Origin of the sequence: Streptomyces hygroscopicus, assembly GCF_026168105.1 — a bacterium.
Taxonomy (GTDB): domain Bacteria; phylum Actinomycetota; class Actinomycetes; order Streptomycetales; family Streptomycetaceae; genus Streptomyces; species Streptomyces hygroscopicus_D.
In genome coordinates this window covers 1-16,680 of the sequence record NZ_LBMW01000005.1, presented here as the reverse complement: position 1 = coordinate 16,680, position 16,680 = coordinate 1, and the positions used below count along the sequence as shown (strand labels likewise).

Annotated in this window: 12 protein-coding genes; 5 read left to right on the top strand and 7 right to left on the bottom strand. The window is 71.3% G+C overall.

What is annotated here, in order from left to right; all coding sequences use genetic code 11:
• Nucleotides 1-61 precede the first annotated feature (61 nt).
• The 3 genes from AAW14_RS07105 to AAW14_RS07095 all read left to right on the top strand — a co-directional run bounded on the left by AAW14_RS07105 (nt 62) and on the right by AAW14_RS07095 (nt 3,006).
• Complete coding sequence (locus AAW14_RS07105; protein ID WP_055492223.1) at nt 62-550, top strand: SseB family protein; 489 nt, start codon at nt 62-64, stop codon at nt 548-550.
• Nucleotides 551-845: 295 nt separating this feature from the next.
• Entirely contained in the window at nt 846-1,826 is a 981-nt protein-coding gene (locus AAW14_RS07100; protein ID WP_265561060.1) for a pirin family protein, read from the top strand.
• A gap of 94 nt (nt 1,827-1,920) precedes the next feature.
• Nucleotides 1,921-3,006 (top strand): AI-2E family transporter, encoded by a 1,086-nt coding sequence (locus tag AAW14_RS07095; protein WP_265561057.1) that lies wholly within the window; start codon nt 1,921-1,923, stop codon nt 3,004-3,006.
• A gap of 186 nt (nt 3,007-3,192) precedes the next feature.
• Here AAW14_RS07095 and AAW14_RS07090 read toward each other — a convergent pair whose 3' ends face one another.
• Entirely contained in the window at nt 3,193-5,361 is a 2,169-nt protein-coding gene (locus tag AAW14_RS07090; protein ID WP_265561055.1) for a SpoIIE family protein phosphatase, read from the bottom strand.
• A 253-nt stretch (nt 5,362-5,614) separates the two neighbouring features.
• On the opposite strand from AAW14_RS07090, the gene aspS reads away from it, so the two are divergent.
• A complete protein-coding gene (gene aspS / locus AAW14_RS07085) occupies nt 5,615-7,378 on the top strand; it encodes an aspartate--tRNA ligase (protein WP_265561054.1) in 1,764 nt (587 codons plus the stop codon).
• 240 nt (nt 7,379-7,618) lie between these two features.
• Here the strand turns inward: aspS and metG are convergent, their stop codons facing one another.
• From metG to AAW14_RS07055, 6 genes are all read right to left on the bottom strand, one after another.
• Nucleotides 7,619-9,334: a methionine--tRNA ligase gene (metG, locus tag AAW14_RS07080; RefSeq protein WP_265561052.1), complete on the bottom strand. Its 1,716-nt coding sequence runs from the start codon at nt 9,332-9,334 to the stop codon at nt 7,619-7,621.
• A 231-nt stretch (nt 9,335-9,565) separates the two neighbouring features.
• On the bottom strand, nt 9,566-11,191 hold the full coding sequence (locus tag AAW14_RS07075) for a VWA domain-containing protein (protein ID WP_265561050.1): 1,626 nt from the start codon (nt 11,189-11,191) through the stop codon (nt 9,566-9,568).
• Nucleotides 11,192-11,507: 316 nt separating this feature from the next.
• On the bottom strand, nt 11,508-13,442 hold the full coding sequence (locus AAW14_RS07070) for an FUSC family protein (RefSeq protein ID WP_265561048.1): 1,935 nt from the start codon (nt 13,440-13,442) through the stop codon (nt 11,508-11,510).
• A 38-nt stretch (nt 13,443-13,480) separates the two neighbouring features.
• A complete protein-coding gene (locus AAW14_RS07065; protein WP_265561046.1) occupies nt 13,481-14,488 on the bottom strand; it encodes an endonuclease/exonuclease/phosphatase family protein in 1,008 nt (335 codons plus the stop codon).
• A 238-nt stretch (nt 14,489-14,726) separates the two neighbouring features.
• The gene (locus AAW14_RS07060; RefSeq protein WP_265561044.1) at nt 14,727-15,146 is read right to left on the bottom strand and encodes a hypothetical protein; all 420 of its coding nucleotides are present in this window, start codon (nt 15,144-15,146) and stop codon (nt 14,727-14,729) included.
• 330 nt (nt 15,147-15,476) lie between these two features.
• Complete coding sequence (locus AAW14_RS07055; RefSeq protein WP_265561042.1) at nt 15,477-16,256, bottom strand: alpha/beta fold hydrolase; 780 nt, start codon at nt 16,254-16,256, stop codon at nt 15,477-15,479.
• 73 nt (nt 16,257-16,329) lie between these two features.
• On the opposite strand from AAW14_RS07055, the gene AAW14_RS07050 reads away from it, so the two are divergent.
• On the top strand, nt 16,330-16,680 hold a 351-nt coding region (locus AAW14_RS07050; protein ID WP_265561040.1), incomplete at its 3' end, for a GntR family transcriptional regulator.

The window sequence follows — 16,680 nt, the reverse complement described above, 5'->3', positions numbered from 1 at the left end:
ACCCGTCGGTAATAAGAATCAACCCCTGATGGCCCATATGTGGCCCACTACTCTTTGAGGCATGTACGGCTACCAGAACGCGGGCGCGCAGCAGCAGTACGCCTCGGCCCAGCAGCAGATGCCCGGGCAGATGCCGGGCGGGCAGATGCCCGGCGGATACGGCCAGCAGCCGCCGCTCTACCCCGAGCCGTCGCCGCCGTCGCTCGCGGACGCGGTGCGCGCGTTCACCACGGGGTCGATGTCCGCCGAGGACTTCCAGCAGATCTTCGCGACGTCCAAGGTGTACTGCCCGCGCGGCGACAACCCCGGCTTCCTCGCGCTGCACAACACGCAGCAGCCCGTGATTCCGATGTTCACCTCGCTCAAGGAGCTGCGGCGGTACGCGGGCAAGGAGTCGAAGTACTTCGTGATCACGGGGGCGGAGGTCATCGACCTGCTGCCGACGGGGTACGGCTTCGTCCTCGACATGGAGGGCGAGCATCGGATGGTGTTCGACGCGAAGGCGGTCGAGCAGATGGTGGAGTTCGCCATGCGTCGTATGTACGGCTGAGGTGGTCGTTTGTACGGCTGAGGTGACGTTCGTATGTGCGGCTGAGGTGGTCGTCCGCACGGCTGAGGTGGTCGTCCGGCCGCGGGCCGCGTGTGGCCGGTCGCGCCCGCGGGCCGCGTGTGGCCGGTCGCGCCCGCGGGGCGGAGCGGCATGTGTCACGGCCCCGCGCCCCTGGTGCTGATGCCCCTGAGGGGGTGCACCCAGAGCCCGGAGGGAATTCCCTCCGGGCTTTCTCTGTTGCGAGGTGCAGAAAGTTCAACCGTCAACTAAAGTGGGATCACAAGGAGGTACCGACATGCCTGCAGTGACCGTCGAGAACCCGCTGACCCTGCCCCGTGTGGCCGCCCCGGCCGATGCGGTGTCCCGTCCCGTGCTCGGTGTCACGACCGCGCCCAGCGGCTTCGAGGGCGAGGGCTTCCCGGTCCGCCGCGCGTTCGCCGGGATCCACTACCGCCACCTCGACCCGTTCATCATGATGGACCAGATGGGCGAGGTGGAGTACGCGCCGGGCGAGCCCAAGGGCACCCCGTGGCACCCCCACCGTGGCTTCGAAACCGTCACCTACATCATCGACGGCGTCTTCGACCACCAGGACTCCCACGGCGGTGGCGGCACCATCACCAACGGTGACACCCAGTGGATGACCGCGGGCTCGGGCCTCCTGCACATCGAGGCGCCGCCGGAGTCGCTGGTCGTGTCCGGCGGCCTGTTCCACGGCGTCCAGCTCTGGGTCAACCTCCCCGCCAAGGACAAGATGATGGCTCCGCGCTACCAGGACATCCGTGGCGGCCAGGTCCAGCTGCTGACGACCCCCGACGGCGGCGCGCTGCTGCGGGTCATCGCCGGTGAGCTGGACGGCCACCAGGGCCCCGGCATCACGCACACGCCGATCACCCTGGTCCATGCGACCGTGGCGCCGGGCGCGGAGATCACCCTGCCCTGGCGCGAGGACTTCAACGGCCTCGCGTACGTCCTGGCCGGGCGCGGCGGCGTGGGGGCGGAGCGGCGGCCGGTCCGCCTCGGCCAGACGGCCGTGTTCGGCGCCGGCTCCTCGCTGACCGTCCGCGCGGACGAGAAGCAGGACTCCCACACGCCGGACCTGGAGGTCGTCCTGCTGGGCGGACGGCCGATCCGTGAGCCGATGGCGCACTACGGGCCGTTCGTGATGAACACCCGCGAGGAGCTCCAGCAGGCCTTCGAGGACTTCCAGAAGGGGCGCCTCGGCACGGTCCCGGCGGTGCACGGGATGGACGGGAGCGGCCCGCTGGGCGCCTGACCAAGGCCCTCCCGGCCACAGGATCCTGACGCCGCGTCACCCGGGCGGGCCGTCCGCACAGGACAGCCCGCCCTGCGCGTGATCGGCTGGGGGCGTGCAGCTCCTCCCCGACCCCGTACGCCGGTTCGCCGCCTGGTGTGTCGTCTTCCTGCTGGTCGCCGGGGTCGGCTGGGTCGGGGTCCGGCTGTGCGGGGTGCTCCGTACGGCCGTGGTGCCCGTGCTGCTCGCGCTGCTCGGAACCGCCCTCCTCGGCCCACTGCACCGGCGGCTCGTGCGGGCCGGTGTGCACCGGTCGCTCGCCGCCGGGATCACCTGTGTCGCCGTCGTGGCCGTGGTCGGCGGCGCGGCGTACATCGTCGTCGCCGCGCTCATCGACAGCGGCGACCAGATCATCTCCTCGCTGAAGCGGGCCGCGACGTCGGTGTCACAGCTCTTCGGGGCGGCCGGCACCTCGCTGGACGACCTGGCCTCCCATTCCAGGCAATGGCTCGAGAAGTTCGGCGGGACGGCCGCCTCCAACGTGATCAGCGGGGTCAGCGTCGTCGCCGAGACCATCGCCATGGCCGTCCTGGCGCTGCTGCTCGTCTTCTTCTTCCTGCGTGACTCCCACCGGGTCGCGGACGCGCTGCGCTCGCTCGCCCCGCGCGGCACAGCCGACACCGTGGAGGCCGTGGCGCGGCGTGCCTTCGGCTCCATCGAGGGATTCATGCGGGGGACCACGGTCATCGCACTGATCGACGCGTTCTTGATCACCGTGGGGCTGCTCATCCTGCGCGTTCCGGGCGCCCTTGGCCTCGGCGCGCTCGTCTTCGTCGGCGCGTACATCCCCTATCTGGGCGCCTTCATCTCCGGTGCGCTCGCGATTCTGGTGGCGCTCGCCGACCGCGGGTTCGTCATCGCGCTGTGGGCGCTCGGCGTGGTCGTCGCCGTGCAACTGCTGGACGGCCATGTGCTCCAGCCGATGGTCCAGAGCCGGACCGTGCGGATGCATCCGGCGGCGGTGCTGCTGGCGCTCACCGCGGGCGCGTCGGTGGCCGGGATCCTGGGGATGCTGCTGGCCGTGCCGTTGACGGCGGCGGCGTTCGGGGTGGCACACGAACTGCGGACGCGGTACGGCGGCGCGGAGCCGGGCGAGGCAGGGCCGGAGGCGCCGGGGCAGGTACCGCCACCGCGTCCGTGACGGGAGCCGGAGAGGGACGGGAGCCGGAGAGGGACGGGAGCCGGAGAGGGACGGGAGCCGCGGACGGACGGGAGCCGCGGACGGACGGAGGCCGCCGGAGGCGCTGCGGGTTCGCCGGGGGCGTGCAGCCTGCGCCCCGGCCTCGTGAAGAGGCGGGACTTCCCGGACGGGCCAGGGCCGGGTGTCCTAGGCCGCCGCGTCCTCCTCGACGGGCTCCTCGTACAGTTCGAACCAGGTGCTCTTGCCCTCGCCCCGGGGGTCCACCCCCCAGGCGTCCGCGAGCAGTTCCGTGAGGACCAGACCGCGGCCGGAGGAGGCGAGTTCGCCGGGGTCGCGTCGGTGCGGGAGGTCGTCGCTGGCGTCCGTGACCTCCACACGCAGCCGGCGTCCGCCCCCGCGGGCCGTCCCGTTCGCGGAGACCTCGGCGACGAGGAGCGCGTCCGTGTCGGTGTGGACGAGGACGTTCGTGAGAATCTCCGAGACCAGGAGCACCGCCGAGTCGACCTGTTCCTCGGAGGACCAGTCGTGCAGCAGCTCGCGCACCTGCTGCCGGGCTCCCGCGACCCGCTGGGGCTCGGCCTGCGCGACCGTCAGCATCGTGCGGCGCACGGTCGGGCGCGGACGACCGGCCATGCCTTCGCAGCCGCTCCCCTCGGCCGTCCGGCACAGCAGCACCATGGCGATGTCGTCCTCGCGTCGGTCGGTCAGCGGCCCCGTCGCGTGGTGCGAGGAGGGCCCGTGCACGGCCTGGACCAGCGCGTCGGCCAGTTCCTCCATGTCACCGTCGTGATCCTCGAGGATCCGCCGGATTCGCCGCCAGCCGGTGTCCAGATCGTGCCCGCCGGTCTCGATCAGCCCGTCCGTGCACAGCAGCATGGTCTCGCCGGGCTCCAGGACCAGCCGCGTGGTGGGGTAGTCCGCGTCCGGGTCGATACCGAGCGGCAGCCCGCCCGCGGTCGGCCGCATCAGCACGGTCCCGTCGGCCATGCGGATCGCGGGGTCGGGATGACCGGCGCGGGCGATCTCCAGCGTTCCCGTCGCCGGGTCCACCTCGATGTAGAGGCAGGTCGCGAAGCGCAGATCGGCGCCGTCCGCGCCGTACGTCATCCCGTGCAGGAAGCGTGAGGCGCGGGAGAGCACCGCGTCCGGGCGGTGGCCCTCGGAGGCGTAGGCGCGCAGCGCTATCCGCAGCTGGCCCATGAGCCCCGCGGCGCGTACGTCATGGCCCTGGACGTCGCCGATGGCGAGCGCGAAGCGGCCTGAGCCGGACTTCGTCCCGGGGGTGCCCCCGGGCAGCTGGATCATGTCGTACCAGTCGCCGCCGACCTGGAGTCCCCCGCCGGTCGGGATGTAGCGCGCGGCCACGGCCATGCCGGGTATCTCCGGGCCCAGCGTGGGCAGCATCGAGCGCTGCAGTCCGTCCGTCAGCTCCCGCTCCGTCTCGGCGGTGCCCGCGCGGGAGAGGGCCTGGGCGAGCATGCGCGCGACCGTGGTGAGCACCGACCGCTCGTCGGGCGTGAAAGCCACCGGGTACTTGAACGCCGCCATCCACGCACCCATCGTGCGCCCCGCCACGGTCAGCGGCAGGAACGCCCAGGACTGGCGGCCGAAGCGCCGGGCGAGCGGCCAGGAGACCGGGTAGCGGGCCTTGTACTCCTCGGGCGAGGAGAGGTAGACGGCGCGGCCGGTGCGGACGACCTCGGCGGCCGGGTAGTCCGTGTCCAGCGACATCTGTGTGAAGGGGCCCTCGTCGCCCGGCTTCTGCCCGTAGTGGCCGACCACGGTCAGCCGCTCGCCCTCGGCCCCGAAGACTGCGAGCCCGTCCGGCGAGAACCCGGGCATCGACAGTCCGGCCGCGACCCGCAGCACCTCCTCCGTGGAGCGCGCCTCGGCGAGCGCACGCCCCGCGTCGAGCAGGAACGCCTCGCGCGAGCGGCGCCAGTCGCCGGTGACGGGGGAGCGCGCGGCGGCACCCGGGGAGGGCTCGGTGACCTCCTGAAGGGTGCCGACCAGCTCGTACTTCCCGGTTTCCGGGTCGAGCGAGGGTTTGGAGCGGCTCCGTACGGTGCGCACGACGCGTCCCTGCTCGTCCATGACCCGCATCCGGACCTCGGCGATGGTGCCTTCGGCGAGCGCGAGCTGGACGATCCCGTCCACCTCGTTCCAGTCGACCGGGTGGAAGCGCGCCCGGATCCCCGCCTCGGTGAGCGTCGTCGGCTCCGCGGGCAGCCCGACCAGCCGTGCGGCCTCGGCGTCCAGGGTGACCACCCCAGCGGCGGCGTCGTAGCGCCACAGACCGGTCGCGAGATCGGCCAGGACGTCCCCCACGGAGGGCAGGGGCTCACCAGTGCGCATTGCCCCACTGTAAGAAGAGGTGATCGAGGGGTGCCACCGAAGTAGGAAAAGCCCGATCTTGAACATGTTCGAGGTGATCTTGAAGTCCTTCCCGTGCGTCCGGCCCAGGCGCCGTCCGACGACCGCCCTCAATAAGGGGGAGGCGATCTTGGGGCGGCCGGTACCCTTGGTAGGTCCGGGCCGTGCCCGCCCGGAGGCGCCGGGGTGAGCGACCTCGGCAAGACCCCGATCCGCGAAGACTGGATGAACGACGATGCATCGGTACAGGTCCCACACCTGCGGCGAGCTCCGCGCCTCTGACGTCGGCAGCGACGTCCGGCTGAGCGGCTGGCTGCACAATCGGCGCGACCTGGGCGGCATCCTCTTCATCGATCTGCGCGATCACTACGGCATCACGCAGCTCGTCGCCCGCCCCGGCACGCCCGCGTACGAGGCCCTGGACAAGCTCTCCAAGGAGACGGTCGTCCGCGTCGACGGCAAGGTCGTCTCCCGCGGCACGGACAACGTGAACCCGGACCTGCCGACCGGCGAGATCGAGATCGAGGTCGGCGAGGTGGAGGTGCTGGGCGCCGCCGCCCCGCTCCCCTTCACGATCAACACCGAGGACGGGGTGAACGAGGAGCGGCGCCTGGAGTACCGCTTCCTGGACCTGCGCCGCGAGCGGATGCACCGCAACATCTTGCTGCGTACGGCCGTGATCTCGGCCATCCGCCACAAGATGGCGGCGATGGGCTTCAACGAGATGGCGACGCCGATCCTCAGCGCCACGTCCCCGGAGGGTGCCCGCGACTTCGTCGTCCCGTCCCGCCTGCACCCGGGCAAGTTCTACGCGCTGCCGCAGGCTCCGCAGCAGTTCAAGCAGCTGCTGATGATCTCCGGCTTCGACCGCTACTTCCAGATCGCGCCCTGCTTCCGTGACGAGGACGCCCGCGCGGACCGCTCGCCGGGCGAGTTCTACCAGCTCGACGTCGAGATGAGCTTCGTCGAGCAGGAGGACGTCTTCCAGCCGATCGAGAAGCTGATGACGGAGATCTTCGAGGAGTTCGGCGGAGGACGTCATGTCACCTCCCCGTTCCCGCGGATTCCGTTCCGCGAGGCGATGCTGAAGTACGGCTCCGACAAGCCGGATCTTCGCGCCAAGCTGGAGCTGGTGGACATCACCGACGTCTTCGAGGGCTCGGAGTTCAAGGCCTTCGCGGGCAAGCACGTACGCGCCCTGCCGGTGCCGGACGTCTCGTCGCAGCCCCGGAAGTTCTTCGACCAGCTCGGTGAGTACGCCGTGTCGCTGGGCGCCAAGGGCCTGGCCTGGGTGCGCGTCGCCGACGACGGCTCGCTGACGGGCCCGATCGCGAAGTTCCTGACCGAGGAGAACGTCGGGGAGCTGACGAAGCGGCTGTCGCTGGCGCCGGGCCACGCGGTGTTCTTCGGCGCGGGCGAGTTCGACGAGGTCTCGAAGATCATGGGCGCGGTGCGGGTGGAGGCCGCCAAGCGTTCCGGCCACTTCGAGGAGGGTGTGTTCCGCTTCTGCTGGATCGTCGACTTCCCGATGTACGAGAAGGACGAGGAGACCGGCAAGATCGACTTCTCGCACAACCCGTTCTCGATGCCGCAGGGCGGCCTGGAGGCGCTGGAGACCCAGGACCCGCTGGACATCCTGGGCTGGCAGTACGACATCGTCTGCAACGGCGTCGAGCTGTCCTCCGGCGCCATCCGGAACCACGAGCCGGAGATCATGCTCAAGGCCTTCGAGATCGCGGGCTACGACCGCGAGACCGTCGAGGAGCAGTTCGCGGGCATGCTCCGCGCCTTCCGCTTCGGCGCCCCGCCGCACGGTGGCATCGCGCCGGGCGTCGACCGCATCGTGATGCTGCTGGCCGACGAGCCGAACATCCGCGAGACGATCGCGTTCCCGCTCAACGGCAACGCGCAGGACCTGATGATGGGCGCCCCGACGGAGCTGCCTCAGGAGCGGCTGAGGGAGCTGCACCTCTCGGTGCGCAAGCCGCAGCCGAAGTAACCGCACGCGCGCAACGGGTGGCTCGGAACCGACGGTCGGTTCCGAGCCACCTCTGTCTGAACCCAGTGCCTAACCGTGACGGGCCACGGTCACCGGGATGACGACCGGTACGACGAGCTCAGTCACCCCCTGACCCAGCCGAGAGCGTGCTCGCGCGTACGACACAGGGCCCGGGAACCAACACGGTTCCCGGGCCCTCTCGTCGTCCGGAGTCAGGCGTGTGGCGGTGTCAGGGGTGTCTTACTCCGACTCGCCGCCGAAGCGCTCCTTGTAGTTCTCCAGGTCCTCTTCCGTGAGCTTGGCGAAGAGGACCGGCGGGACCGTGAACGGGGTGCCCGGGGCGACGGTGTCGAGGGCCTTCGCCTCCTCCTGGGTGACCCACGTCGCCGTGTCGTCCTTGAGGTCGAAGGCCGCGCGCATCGTCGCCGACGTCGTCGGGATGAACGGTTCCGAGACCACCGCGTAGAGGTGGATCAGGTTCATCGCCGTGCGCAGGGTGAGGGCGGCGCCCTCCTTGTTCGTCTTGATCTCCAGCCAGGGGGCCTTCTCCTCGAGGTACGAGTTGCCGGCCGACCACAGGGCGCGCAGCGAGGCCGCCGCCTTGCGGAACTGGATGGCCTCCATGTGCTCCTCGTACTCCGCGAGGAGTCGTGCGATCTCCTCACCGAGCCTCGCCTCGGCCTCGCCCGGCTCGCCGCCCTCCGGGACCGCGTCGCCGAAGCGCTTGCGGGAGAAGGACAGCACCCGGTTGACGAAGTTGCCCAGCGTGTCCGCCAGGTCCTTGTTCACCGTGGCCGTGAAGTGCTCCCAGGTGAACGAGGAGTCGTCGGACTCCGGTGCGTTCGCCATCATGAAGTAGCGCCAGTAGTCGGCCGGGAGGATGTCCAGCGCGTCGTGCGTGAAGACGCCGCGCTTCTGGGACGTGGAGAACTTGCCGCCGTAGTAGTTGAGCCAGTTGAAGGCCTTGATGACGTCGACCTTCTTCCACGGCGCGCGGGTGCCCAGCAGGGTCGCCGGGAACATCACGCTGTGGAAGGGCACGTTGTCCTTGCCCATGAACTGCGTGTAGTGGACGTCCGCGTCCGACTCCCACCACCACGAACGCCAGTCCCGGTTCTCCGGGTCCTGGTCCGCCCACTCCTTGGTCGCGCCGATGTACTCGATCGGGGCGTCGAACCAGACGTAGAAGACCTTGCCCTCGGCGGCCAGATCCGGCCAGGTGTCGGCCGGGACCGGGACGCCCCAGTCCAGGTCACGGGTGATCGCACGGTCGTGCAGGCCCTCGGTGAGCCACTTGCGGGCGATCGAGGAAGCCAGCACCGGCCAGTTGTCGGCGCGCTCGTCGACCCACGCCTCGACCTCGCCCGCCAGCGCCGACTGGAGGAGGAAGAGGTGCTTGGTCTCGCGGATCTCCAGGTCGCTGCTGCCGCTGATCGCGGAGCGCGGCTCGATCAGGTCGGTCGGGTCGAGCACCCGGGTGCAGTTCTCGCACTGGTCGCCGCGCGCCTTGTCGTAGCCGCAGTGCGGGCAGGTGCCGATGATGTACCGGTCGGGCAGGAAGCGGCCGTCGGCGTTGGAGTACACCTGGCGGATGGCCCGCTCCTCGATGAACCCGTTCGCCTTGAGCTCGCGGGCGATCTCCTGCGTGATCTCGTGGTTCTCCGGGGAGGAGCTGCGGCCGAAGTAGTCGAACGCCAGGTTGAAGCCGTCGTAGACCGCCTTCTGGGCCTCGTGGGCCTGGGCGCAGAACTCGTCGACCGGAAGACCCAGCTCCTTGGCCGCCAGCTCGGCGGGGGTGCCGTGCTCGTCCGTCGCGCAGATGTAGAGCACGTCGTGGCCGCGCTGGCGCAGGTACCGGGAGTACACGTCCGCCGGGAGCATGGACCCCACCATGTTGCCCAGGTGCTTGATCCCGTTGATGTACGGAAGGGCGCTGGTGATGAGGTGTCGAGCCATCGCGGGCTGCTCCCAAGTCGCTACGTGGGGTGACGATCGGCGGTCTTCTGGGTCGTCCCTATCGTCTACGAACCTTGAAATCGTAGCCGACGTGGGCAGGCCGCCCGCTTCCCGTTTTAAGGGGTGGGAAGGGGCGGCCTGGTGTCGTCCCAGGGGGACGGGTGGGGACAGGTGGGGGTTTCCGAGTGGTTATGTGTAGGTTTGTGCGCGTGGGCGGTCGGCCATGTGCGGCTACGGGCGCCAGGACATCAGTACGCCCTCGTAGACCTCGGTGTCCGTGAGCTCGCGCGGGGTCTCGCCGGCCAGGAAGCAGGACGTGTTGTCCGTCTTGAGCTTGCGGAGGTAGTCGAAGGCCTTGTTCTCCGGGTCGCCGAAGGCGACGAAGGAGAAGAAGAGGCCGGGGTGGCTCTTCGCGGCGTCCGTGAGGGACTGGGTGGCGGGGGTCTTCGCGTCGGGAGCGCCGTCCGTCTGGAAGATCACCAGGGCGGGGAGGGCGGGGTCCGGGGACTTCTCGTGGTGGGCGATGACCGCTTCCACGGCCGCGTGGTAGCTGGTACGGCCCATGCGGCCGAGGCCCGCGTGCAGTTCGTCGATCTTGTTCTCGTGGTCGGTGAGGGTCAGTTCCCCGGTGCCGTCCAGTTCGGTGGAGAAGAAGACGACGTGGACCGTGGCCTCGGGGTCCAGATGGGCGGCCAGGGCGAGGGCCTGCTCGCCGAGGGCCTGCGCGGAGCCGTCCTTGTAGTACGGGCGCATGGAGGCCGAACGGTCCAGGACGAGGTAGACCTGGGCGCGGGTGCCGGTGAGGTCGTGCTTCTTGAGTGCGTCGGCGGCGGCCTTGTAGGCGGTGGTCAGGCCGGGAGCGCTGGACTTCACTCGGGCGAGTGCGAGGGCGGGGGTGGCTTTGGCGGGGGGTGCCGCCTCGGCTTCGCCTTCGGCGGGGTCGTTCCCGCCCGCACCACCAGTGCGGCTTTCGCCGTCGGCCGCGGGTGCCTCCTGTGGGGCTTCCTGTGGGGCTTCCTCGCCGTCGGCGGCTGCCGGGACGTCGTCGGCCCGGTCGGTCGCGGCCTCCGCCACAGAGACCGGCTCCGGCTCTCGCTTCGACTCCGGTTCCGACTCCGGCTCTCGCTTCGACTCCGGTTCCGACTCCGGCTCTCGCTTCGACTCCGGTTCCGACTCCGGTTCTCGCTTCGACTCCGGCTCCGCCGTCGCCTCTGCGGGCGTCTCGGCCTCGGTCTTCGGCGCCTCGGGCTTCGGCTCTTCAGCGTTCGACTGCTCCGGCTTCGAGTGCTCTTGCGGCTTCGGCTTCTCGTCGGCCGCCTCGGCCTCCGGCTTCGTAGCCTCCCGCTCGTCCGCGGCCTCCGGCTCCGGTTCCTCGGTCGTCGGCTTCTCCGCGACCGCGGGCTCCGGCGTGATGCCGGGCTCCTCCGAGCCCTCCGGCTCCGGTTCCTCGGCCGTCGGCTTCTCCGCGACCGCGGGCTCCGGCGTGATGCCGGGCTCCTCCGAGCCCTCCGGCTCCGCGGCGGTCTCCGTCGACTCCGCCTCAATCGTCGGCTCCGGCGTCGATTCCGCCGCAGCCGTCGGTTCCGCCTCGACCGTCGGTTCCGGCGTGACGTTCGGCTCCTGCGTCCTCGACGCCTGCCTCGGGACCGTCACGCTGTCGAACGCCGCCGCCACCAGTTCGTGTTCGTCCGAGAGGCCCGACGACTGGGCCGGGATCTCGGCGGGCGCCGACTCCGATTGCAGGTCCGAAGCCTTCGGTTCCGTGGTCCTCGGAGTCTCCCGCGAGGGCTCCTCCTCGGCGGAGCGACCCTTGCGTGAGCGGCCGAACGCGTTCCGCAGGAGAGTGAGAATGCCCATGTGCGCAACCCTTCGCGTGAGTTGATGCCCGTCAATCCCTGGCCAGGACGGACACGTAAGGTTAGCGGTCGTAGACGGTGATCTTGGGTAGGGTCCAGCGGTTGAAAGCGCCCGTTGTCAATACCGAGATCCCGCCGTTGCCCACGCCCGGGGCGGGTCGGCCGGGCCCGCGGGCCGGGTCGTGCCAACGCATGCCACAACCCCCTTACGCCGCCTCCCGTTTCACCAACCGTTCACCCGCCCGGCCCACTCACGCACATCCACCGCTCGTGTCATGTTCGCACCAAGCTGGGTGGCCGCGACCGGCGTCGTCGTCTCAGTGCGGCGATGCGATCGCCCTGGCCGCCGCGACCTCCTGGCGCAGTGGCTCCAGGATGCTGTCCGCCGGGCCGGTGAGGTCGGTGCGCCTCGCGACCAGGACGTCCGACTCCCGCAGGCCCTCCGACAACTCACGCAGCTGCAGGGTGACCTGTGTGATCTCGGCGGCCGACGGCGGCCGTGCGCCCTGTTTGACCCGCACCCGCGCGGCCGTCGTCGCGTCCACGATCCGCTCGACCGCGACGACCAGCGGCCACCAGGCAGCGGCCCGGCGTCCCGTCGGGGGCGGTTCGGTCAGCGCCCGCTGGAATTCCGTACGGATCGTGGACAGGTCGCGGTACAGATGGCGCCGCATCCGGGTGCGGGCCGCCGGATCCGTCGAGTCACCGAACGCCGCCTCCACGTACTCCGCCGTGTCGGCGACCGCGTTCGCGAGCCGGTCACCCACGCGGGTGTGCCAGCTCTCCGGCCACAGCAGGTATCCGGCGACGAGGGCGATCGCGCAGCCGATCAGCGAGTCGACCAGACGGGGGACCAGCAGCGCCGTGCCCAGATGGTTCAGGACGTCCGACAGCACCAGGATCACCGGGGTGATGGCGGCCGTCTGATAGCCGTATCCGCGGGGTGTCAGGAGGGGAATGAGCGGGCCGAGGACCATGAGCGCGGGCACGTCCCACCAGCCGAGCGGCACCGCGGCGAGCACCACGGCCGCCACCAGAAGGCCCGCCACCGTACCGAGGGCGCGCAGCAGCGCCCGGGAGAAGACCGAACCGAGGTCCGGCTTCAGGACGAAGGTGACGGTGAGGGCGATCCAGTACGAGCGCGGGACCGGGACCAGGGACACCAGGGCCTGGGCGATGCCGATGCACAGGGCCAGGCGCAGCCCGTAGCGCCAGGAGGCTCCGGACAGGACGACGTTGCGGGTCGCACGGTAGGCGCGGACGCGCAGGGAGGCCGGGCGGCCGAGACGGTCGACGATGGTGCGCGAGTCGACGCTCCGGGCCGTGACGACCTCGGCGGCGTGGCGCAACGCGTGGTCGACGGCGTGTCCCGTCTCGTCGTGCGGCTGCGGCAGGTCGAGGGCTATGGACCCCTCGTGGCCGACATCGACGGCGTCGGCGAGGCGGCGTACGGCGGCGGGGACCTCGTCCGGCAGCGGCCTGCCGTACCGATGGACCGCCGGGGCGGCCTCCACGATCGGGGTGATCGCGTTCAACTGGGCGAGCAGCAGGACCAGTTCCGGGCTGCGGCCGTGGTGACGGGCACGGCGGGCGAGGACGAGGTCGTACGACAGGTCGAGCGATCGGGTGACCGCGTGCCGGACGGCGTCGTACCGGTCCGATCCACAGGCGGCGAGCAGGTCGGCGACCGCGCGGTAGGTGTCCCCGACCGAGGCCCGCTCCGGGACGCCCGAGCGCAGCGGCCATGTGAGCAGGGCGAGGACGAGGACGAGCAGTCCCCCGCCGGACAGCAGCAGCGGCGCCGCCCACCAGGGGCCGGGCAGGGGGAGTCCCGCCGCGATCACGCAGTTGAGGAGGAGCAGCAGGGCGGAGACGGAGGCGATCGCGCCGATCGAGGAGAGCATCCCGGAGACCAGTGCCACCCCGGTCACGGCGGCGACGGTGGTCCAGCCCCGCCCGTGCGTCAGCACGCCGACGGTGACGCCGACAGCGCCGACGAGCTGCGGGATCGCGATGTTGAGGATCCGCATCCGGTACGCGTCCGCGGTGTCGCCGAGGACGCCCGACACGGCGCCCATGGAGGCGAGTGCGCCGTAGGCCGGTTCCCCGAAGGCCAGTCCCACCGCGAGCGGCAGGGACATCGCGACGGCGGCGCGGACGACGGCGGGCCAGTTGACGGGTTCCTGCTTCGGCCGAAGATTCCCGACCAGCCAGTCGGGAGGGGTGTGGCCGATGCGGAACTCGCGGGACATGCCCTCATTATCGCCATTTGGCGAGAGGGGCCCCGCGCCTAGGACCGCTGGTGGAGCGTGATGTCGACGAGCAGGGCGCGATGATCGGTGTCGGCGATGTGCAGGAATCGGGCCGTGTTCGCGGAGAAGTCCCGGGAGACCAGGACATGGTCGATCTGGGTGCCGAACGGCGGGGCGGTCCGGGTGGGCCAGGAGGGCGTACGGGCATCGCCGGCGAGGTCGGCGCCGTCGCGCAGGCCGGTGGCGAGGATGCGGCGGAAGACGGCGTGGTCCTGGGAGGCGTTGAAGTCGCCGGCGAGGACGGTGGGGGCGTCGCCGCCGCCGGCCGCGTAGGTCCGCAGCGCCCCCAGCTCGCGGCGCCAGACGGCGAGCCGGCCGGGGAGCGGGGGCATGGGGTGGGCGAGCTGGAGGCGTACGGCGTGGCCGTGGACGTCGGCGACCGCACCGGGCATGCCCATGGTGCCGGAGACGCCGGGCGCGGCCCTGAGCGGGAAACGGCTGAGGATGACGGATCCGTCGGAGCCGGCGCCCTCGACGGCCTGGCGGTAGGGGTAGGTGCCCTGCGCGCCGCCGAAGGTGCGCTGCAGGACGGCGGAGCAGTGGTACTCGCACTCCTCGACGAACACGACGTCGGGGTGCACGCGGCGGATCGCGGGAACGAGGGAGGAGATGCCACGGCCGAACTCCACGTTGGAGGTCAGCACCCGGAACTCGGCGAGCGCGGTGCCCGTGGGCTCGTCGGTCCTTCCGTACGGCTCCGCGTACCAGGCGAGGGCGGCGAGCGCGAGGACGCCCCAGACCATGCCGGTGCGCCAGCGGGCGAGCAGGGCGAGCAGGAGGGCGACGGCCGCGGGGGCGAGCAGCCAGGGCAGGAAGGCGAGCAGCTGAGGGACGGGCGTGACCGCGTCGGTGTCGGCGGCACGGCAGCCGACGACGACGCTCACCCCGGCGAGCAGCAGCCCGGACAGCCAGGCCCCGGCGGTCCGCCCCCGGGACCGTCGCCGGATCCCGGCCGTTCCGGTCCACTCCACGGTCGCAGTCTCCACGTATCGGCCGCCTTCCCCTCGATGGGTGAGTGCCCGAATCCTCCCCCGAAGACGGGGGAGGGCGGAGGAACGGTTGCCGATGGAGCGCCGCGCGCTGTGAAGGCCTCGGTGGCCCCTTGTGCCGACGGGTCGGCGTAGAACGCCCGTACGACCTCGATCCGCCAGTCCGTGACGTGGCCCGAGCCGGACGCGGGAACGTTTCGGTCCCCGGCAATGCGGCTCGCGTCCCCGCGGAGCGCTAGCGAGTCGTCTCCGTACTGCCCGCCGTCACCAGGGACCAGATCACGAACCCGCCGATCGCGATGGCGATCACCGACCAGACCGGTGCGTACGGCAGGAACATGAAGTAGAGGATCATGTACACGGCCGCCAGCCCCACACCCACCCCGCGGGCCCACGACCTGCCCTGCAGGACGCCCCAGCCCGTGACTGCCACCAGGACGCCGATGACCAGGTGGATCCAGCCCCAGGCGGTGAGGTTGAACTGGTACACGTAGTTGCCGACGGCGAAGTAGACGCCGCGCGTGACGATGCCCGCGATGCCGTTCAGCACCCCGATGACTCCCGCGACCAGCATCAGGACGCCGGCGAACATCGTGCCGCCGGTGACCCACTCCGTGTGCTTCGTGTGTGTGGTGCGTGCGGTGGGCTGGACCATGGGGGTCGCCTCCTCGGGACCGTTCGTCCGTTTCAGTCCGTTTCATCCGCAGGTTCGCGCGGCGGGCGGGGGGTCGCCCGGTGGACCGGGCCGAACGGGTGACGGCGGGGCGGCACGCACGTGTGGATGGGGTGGCCCGCACGTGTGGATGGGGTGGCCCGCACGCGTGGGTGGGGTGGCCCGCACGCGTGGGTGGGGTGGCCCGCACGCGTGGGTGGGGCGGCGCGCACGTGTGGGTGGGGCGGCGCGCACGTGTGGGTGGGGCGGCGCGCACGTGTGGGTGGGGCGGCGCGCACGCGTGGGTGGGGCGGCGCGCACGCGTGGATGCGGTCAGGCGTCCACCCGTTCCAGGAACTCCGCCAGCGCCTTGTTGAACTCCTCGGGCCGCTCCAGGTTCGGCAGGTGCGCCGCACCCGCCACGACGTGCAGCGTGGCGTCGGGAAGGGCCGCGTGCAGGGCCCGCGCGTCGGCGACCGGTGTGTATGTGTCCTCCTCGCCCACCACGACCAGGGCCGGGACCGTGACGTGGGTGAGCAGGCCGCGGTAGTCGGGGCGCTCCGCCCGGCCGCGCAGGGCCGCCGCCGCCCCCTCGGGGGGCGTCGCCGTCATCATGCGGTGCACGTGCGCGGCCACGTCCGCGTCCGCGTGGGGCGCGACCATCCGGTGGAGCACCTCGTCGGCGTAGCCGCGCATGCCCTCGCGCAGCAGTCGGTCCGCCATCGCGTACCGGCCGCGCCTGCCCTCCTCGGTCTCCGCGGCCGCGAAGGTGTCCGCGAGGACCAGCGCGGCGATCCGCTCCGGGAACCGGGCCCAGCACTCCATGGCGATCTGGCCGCCCATGGAGAGCCCGGCGAGGACGAAGCGGTCCACGTCCAGATCGTCGAGGAGTGCGGCGATGTCGTCGGCGAACACCGACAGCGGGGTCACGCCCGGGACGACCGGCGAGGCACCGTAGCCGCGCAGGTCGGGGGCGATCACGCGGCGTGTGCGTGCGAACTCCGTGAGCTGCGGGGTCCACATGGTGCGGTCGAAGGGGTGGCCGTGGACGAGGACGAGCGGCAGCCGGTCCGTACGGGTGCCTATGTCCTCGTATGCGGGGAAGAGTGCCATGGACATGACCCTAGAAGCGTCAACTCGTCGGCGCAATAAGATCTTTGCTCTCGGTGCAATCCAAGGGGGGTCGATGGAGGACTACCGGCGCATAGCCGACCGGATCGCCGCGGACATCGCCGCGGGACGGCTCGGGCCGGGTGAACGGCTGCCGCCGCAACGGGTGTTTGCGCGGCGATGCGGGATCGCGGCGTCCACCGCGGGTCGGGTGTACGGCGAACTCGTGCGGCGCGGCCTCGTGGCCGGAGAGGTCGGCCGGGGCACCTTCGTCCGGGCCTCGCCGGTGCCGTCGGGCCGTGCGCTCGCCGAACCGGCGACGACGGCGCCCGTCAACCTGGAGCTCAACTACCCGTCCGCACCCGGCCAGTCGGAGCTGCTGGCGGCCGGGCTCGCGCCGCTGCTGCGGCCCGACGTCCTCGCCGAG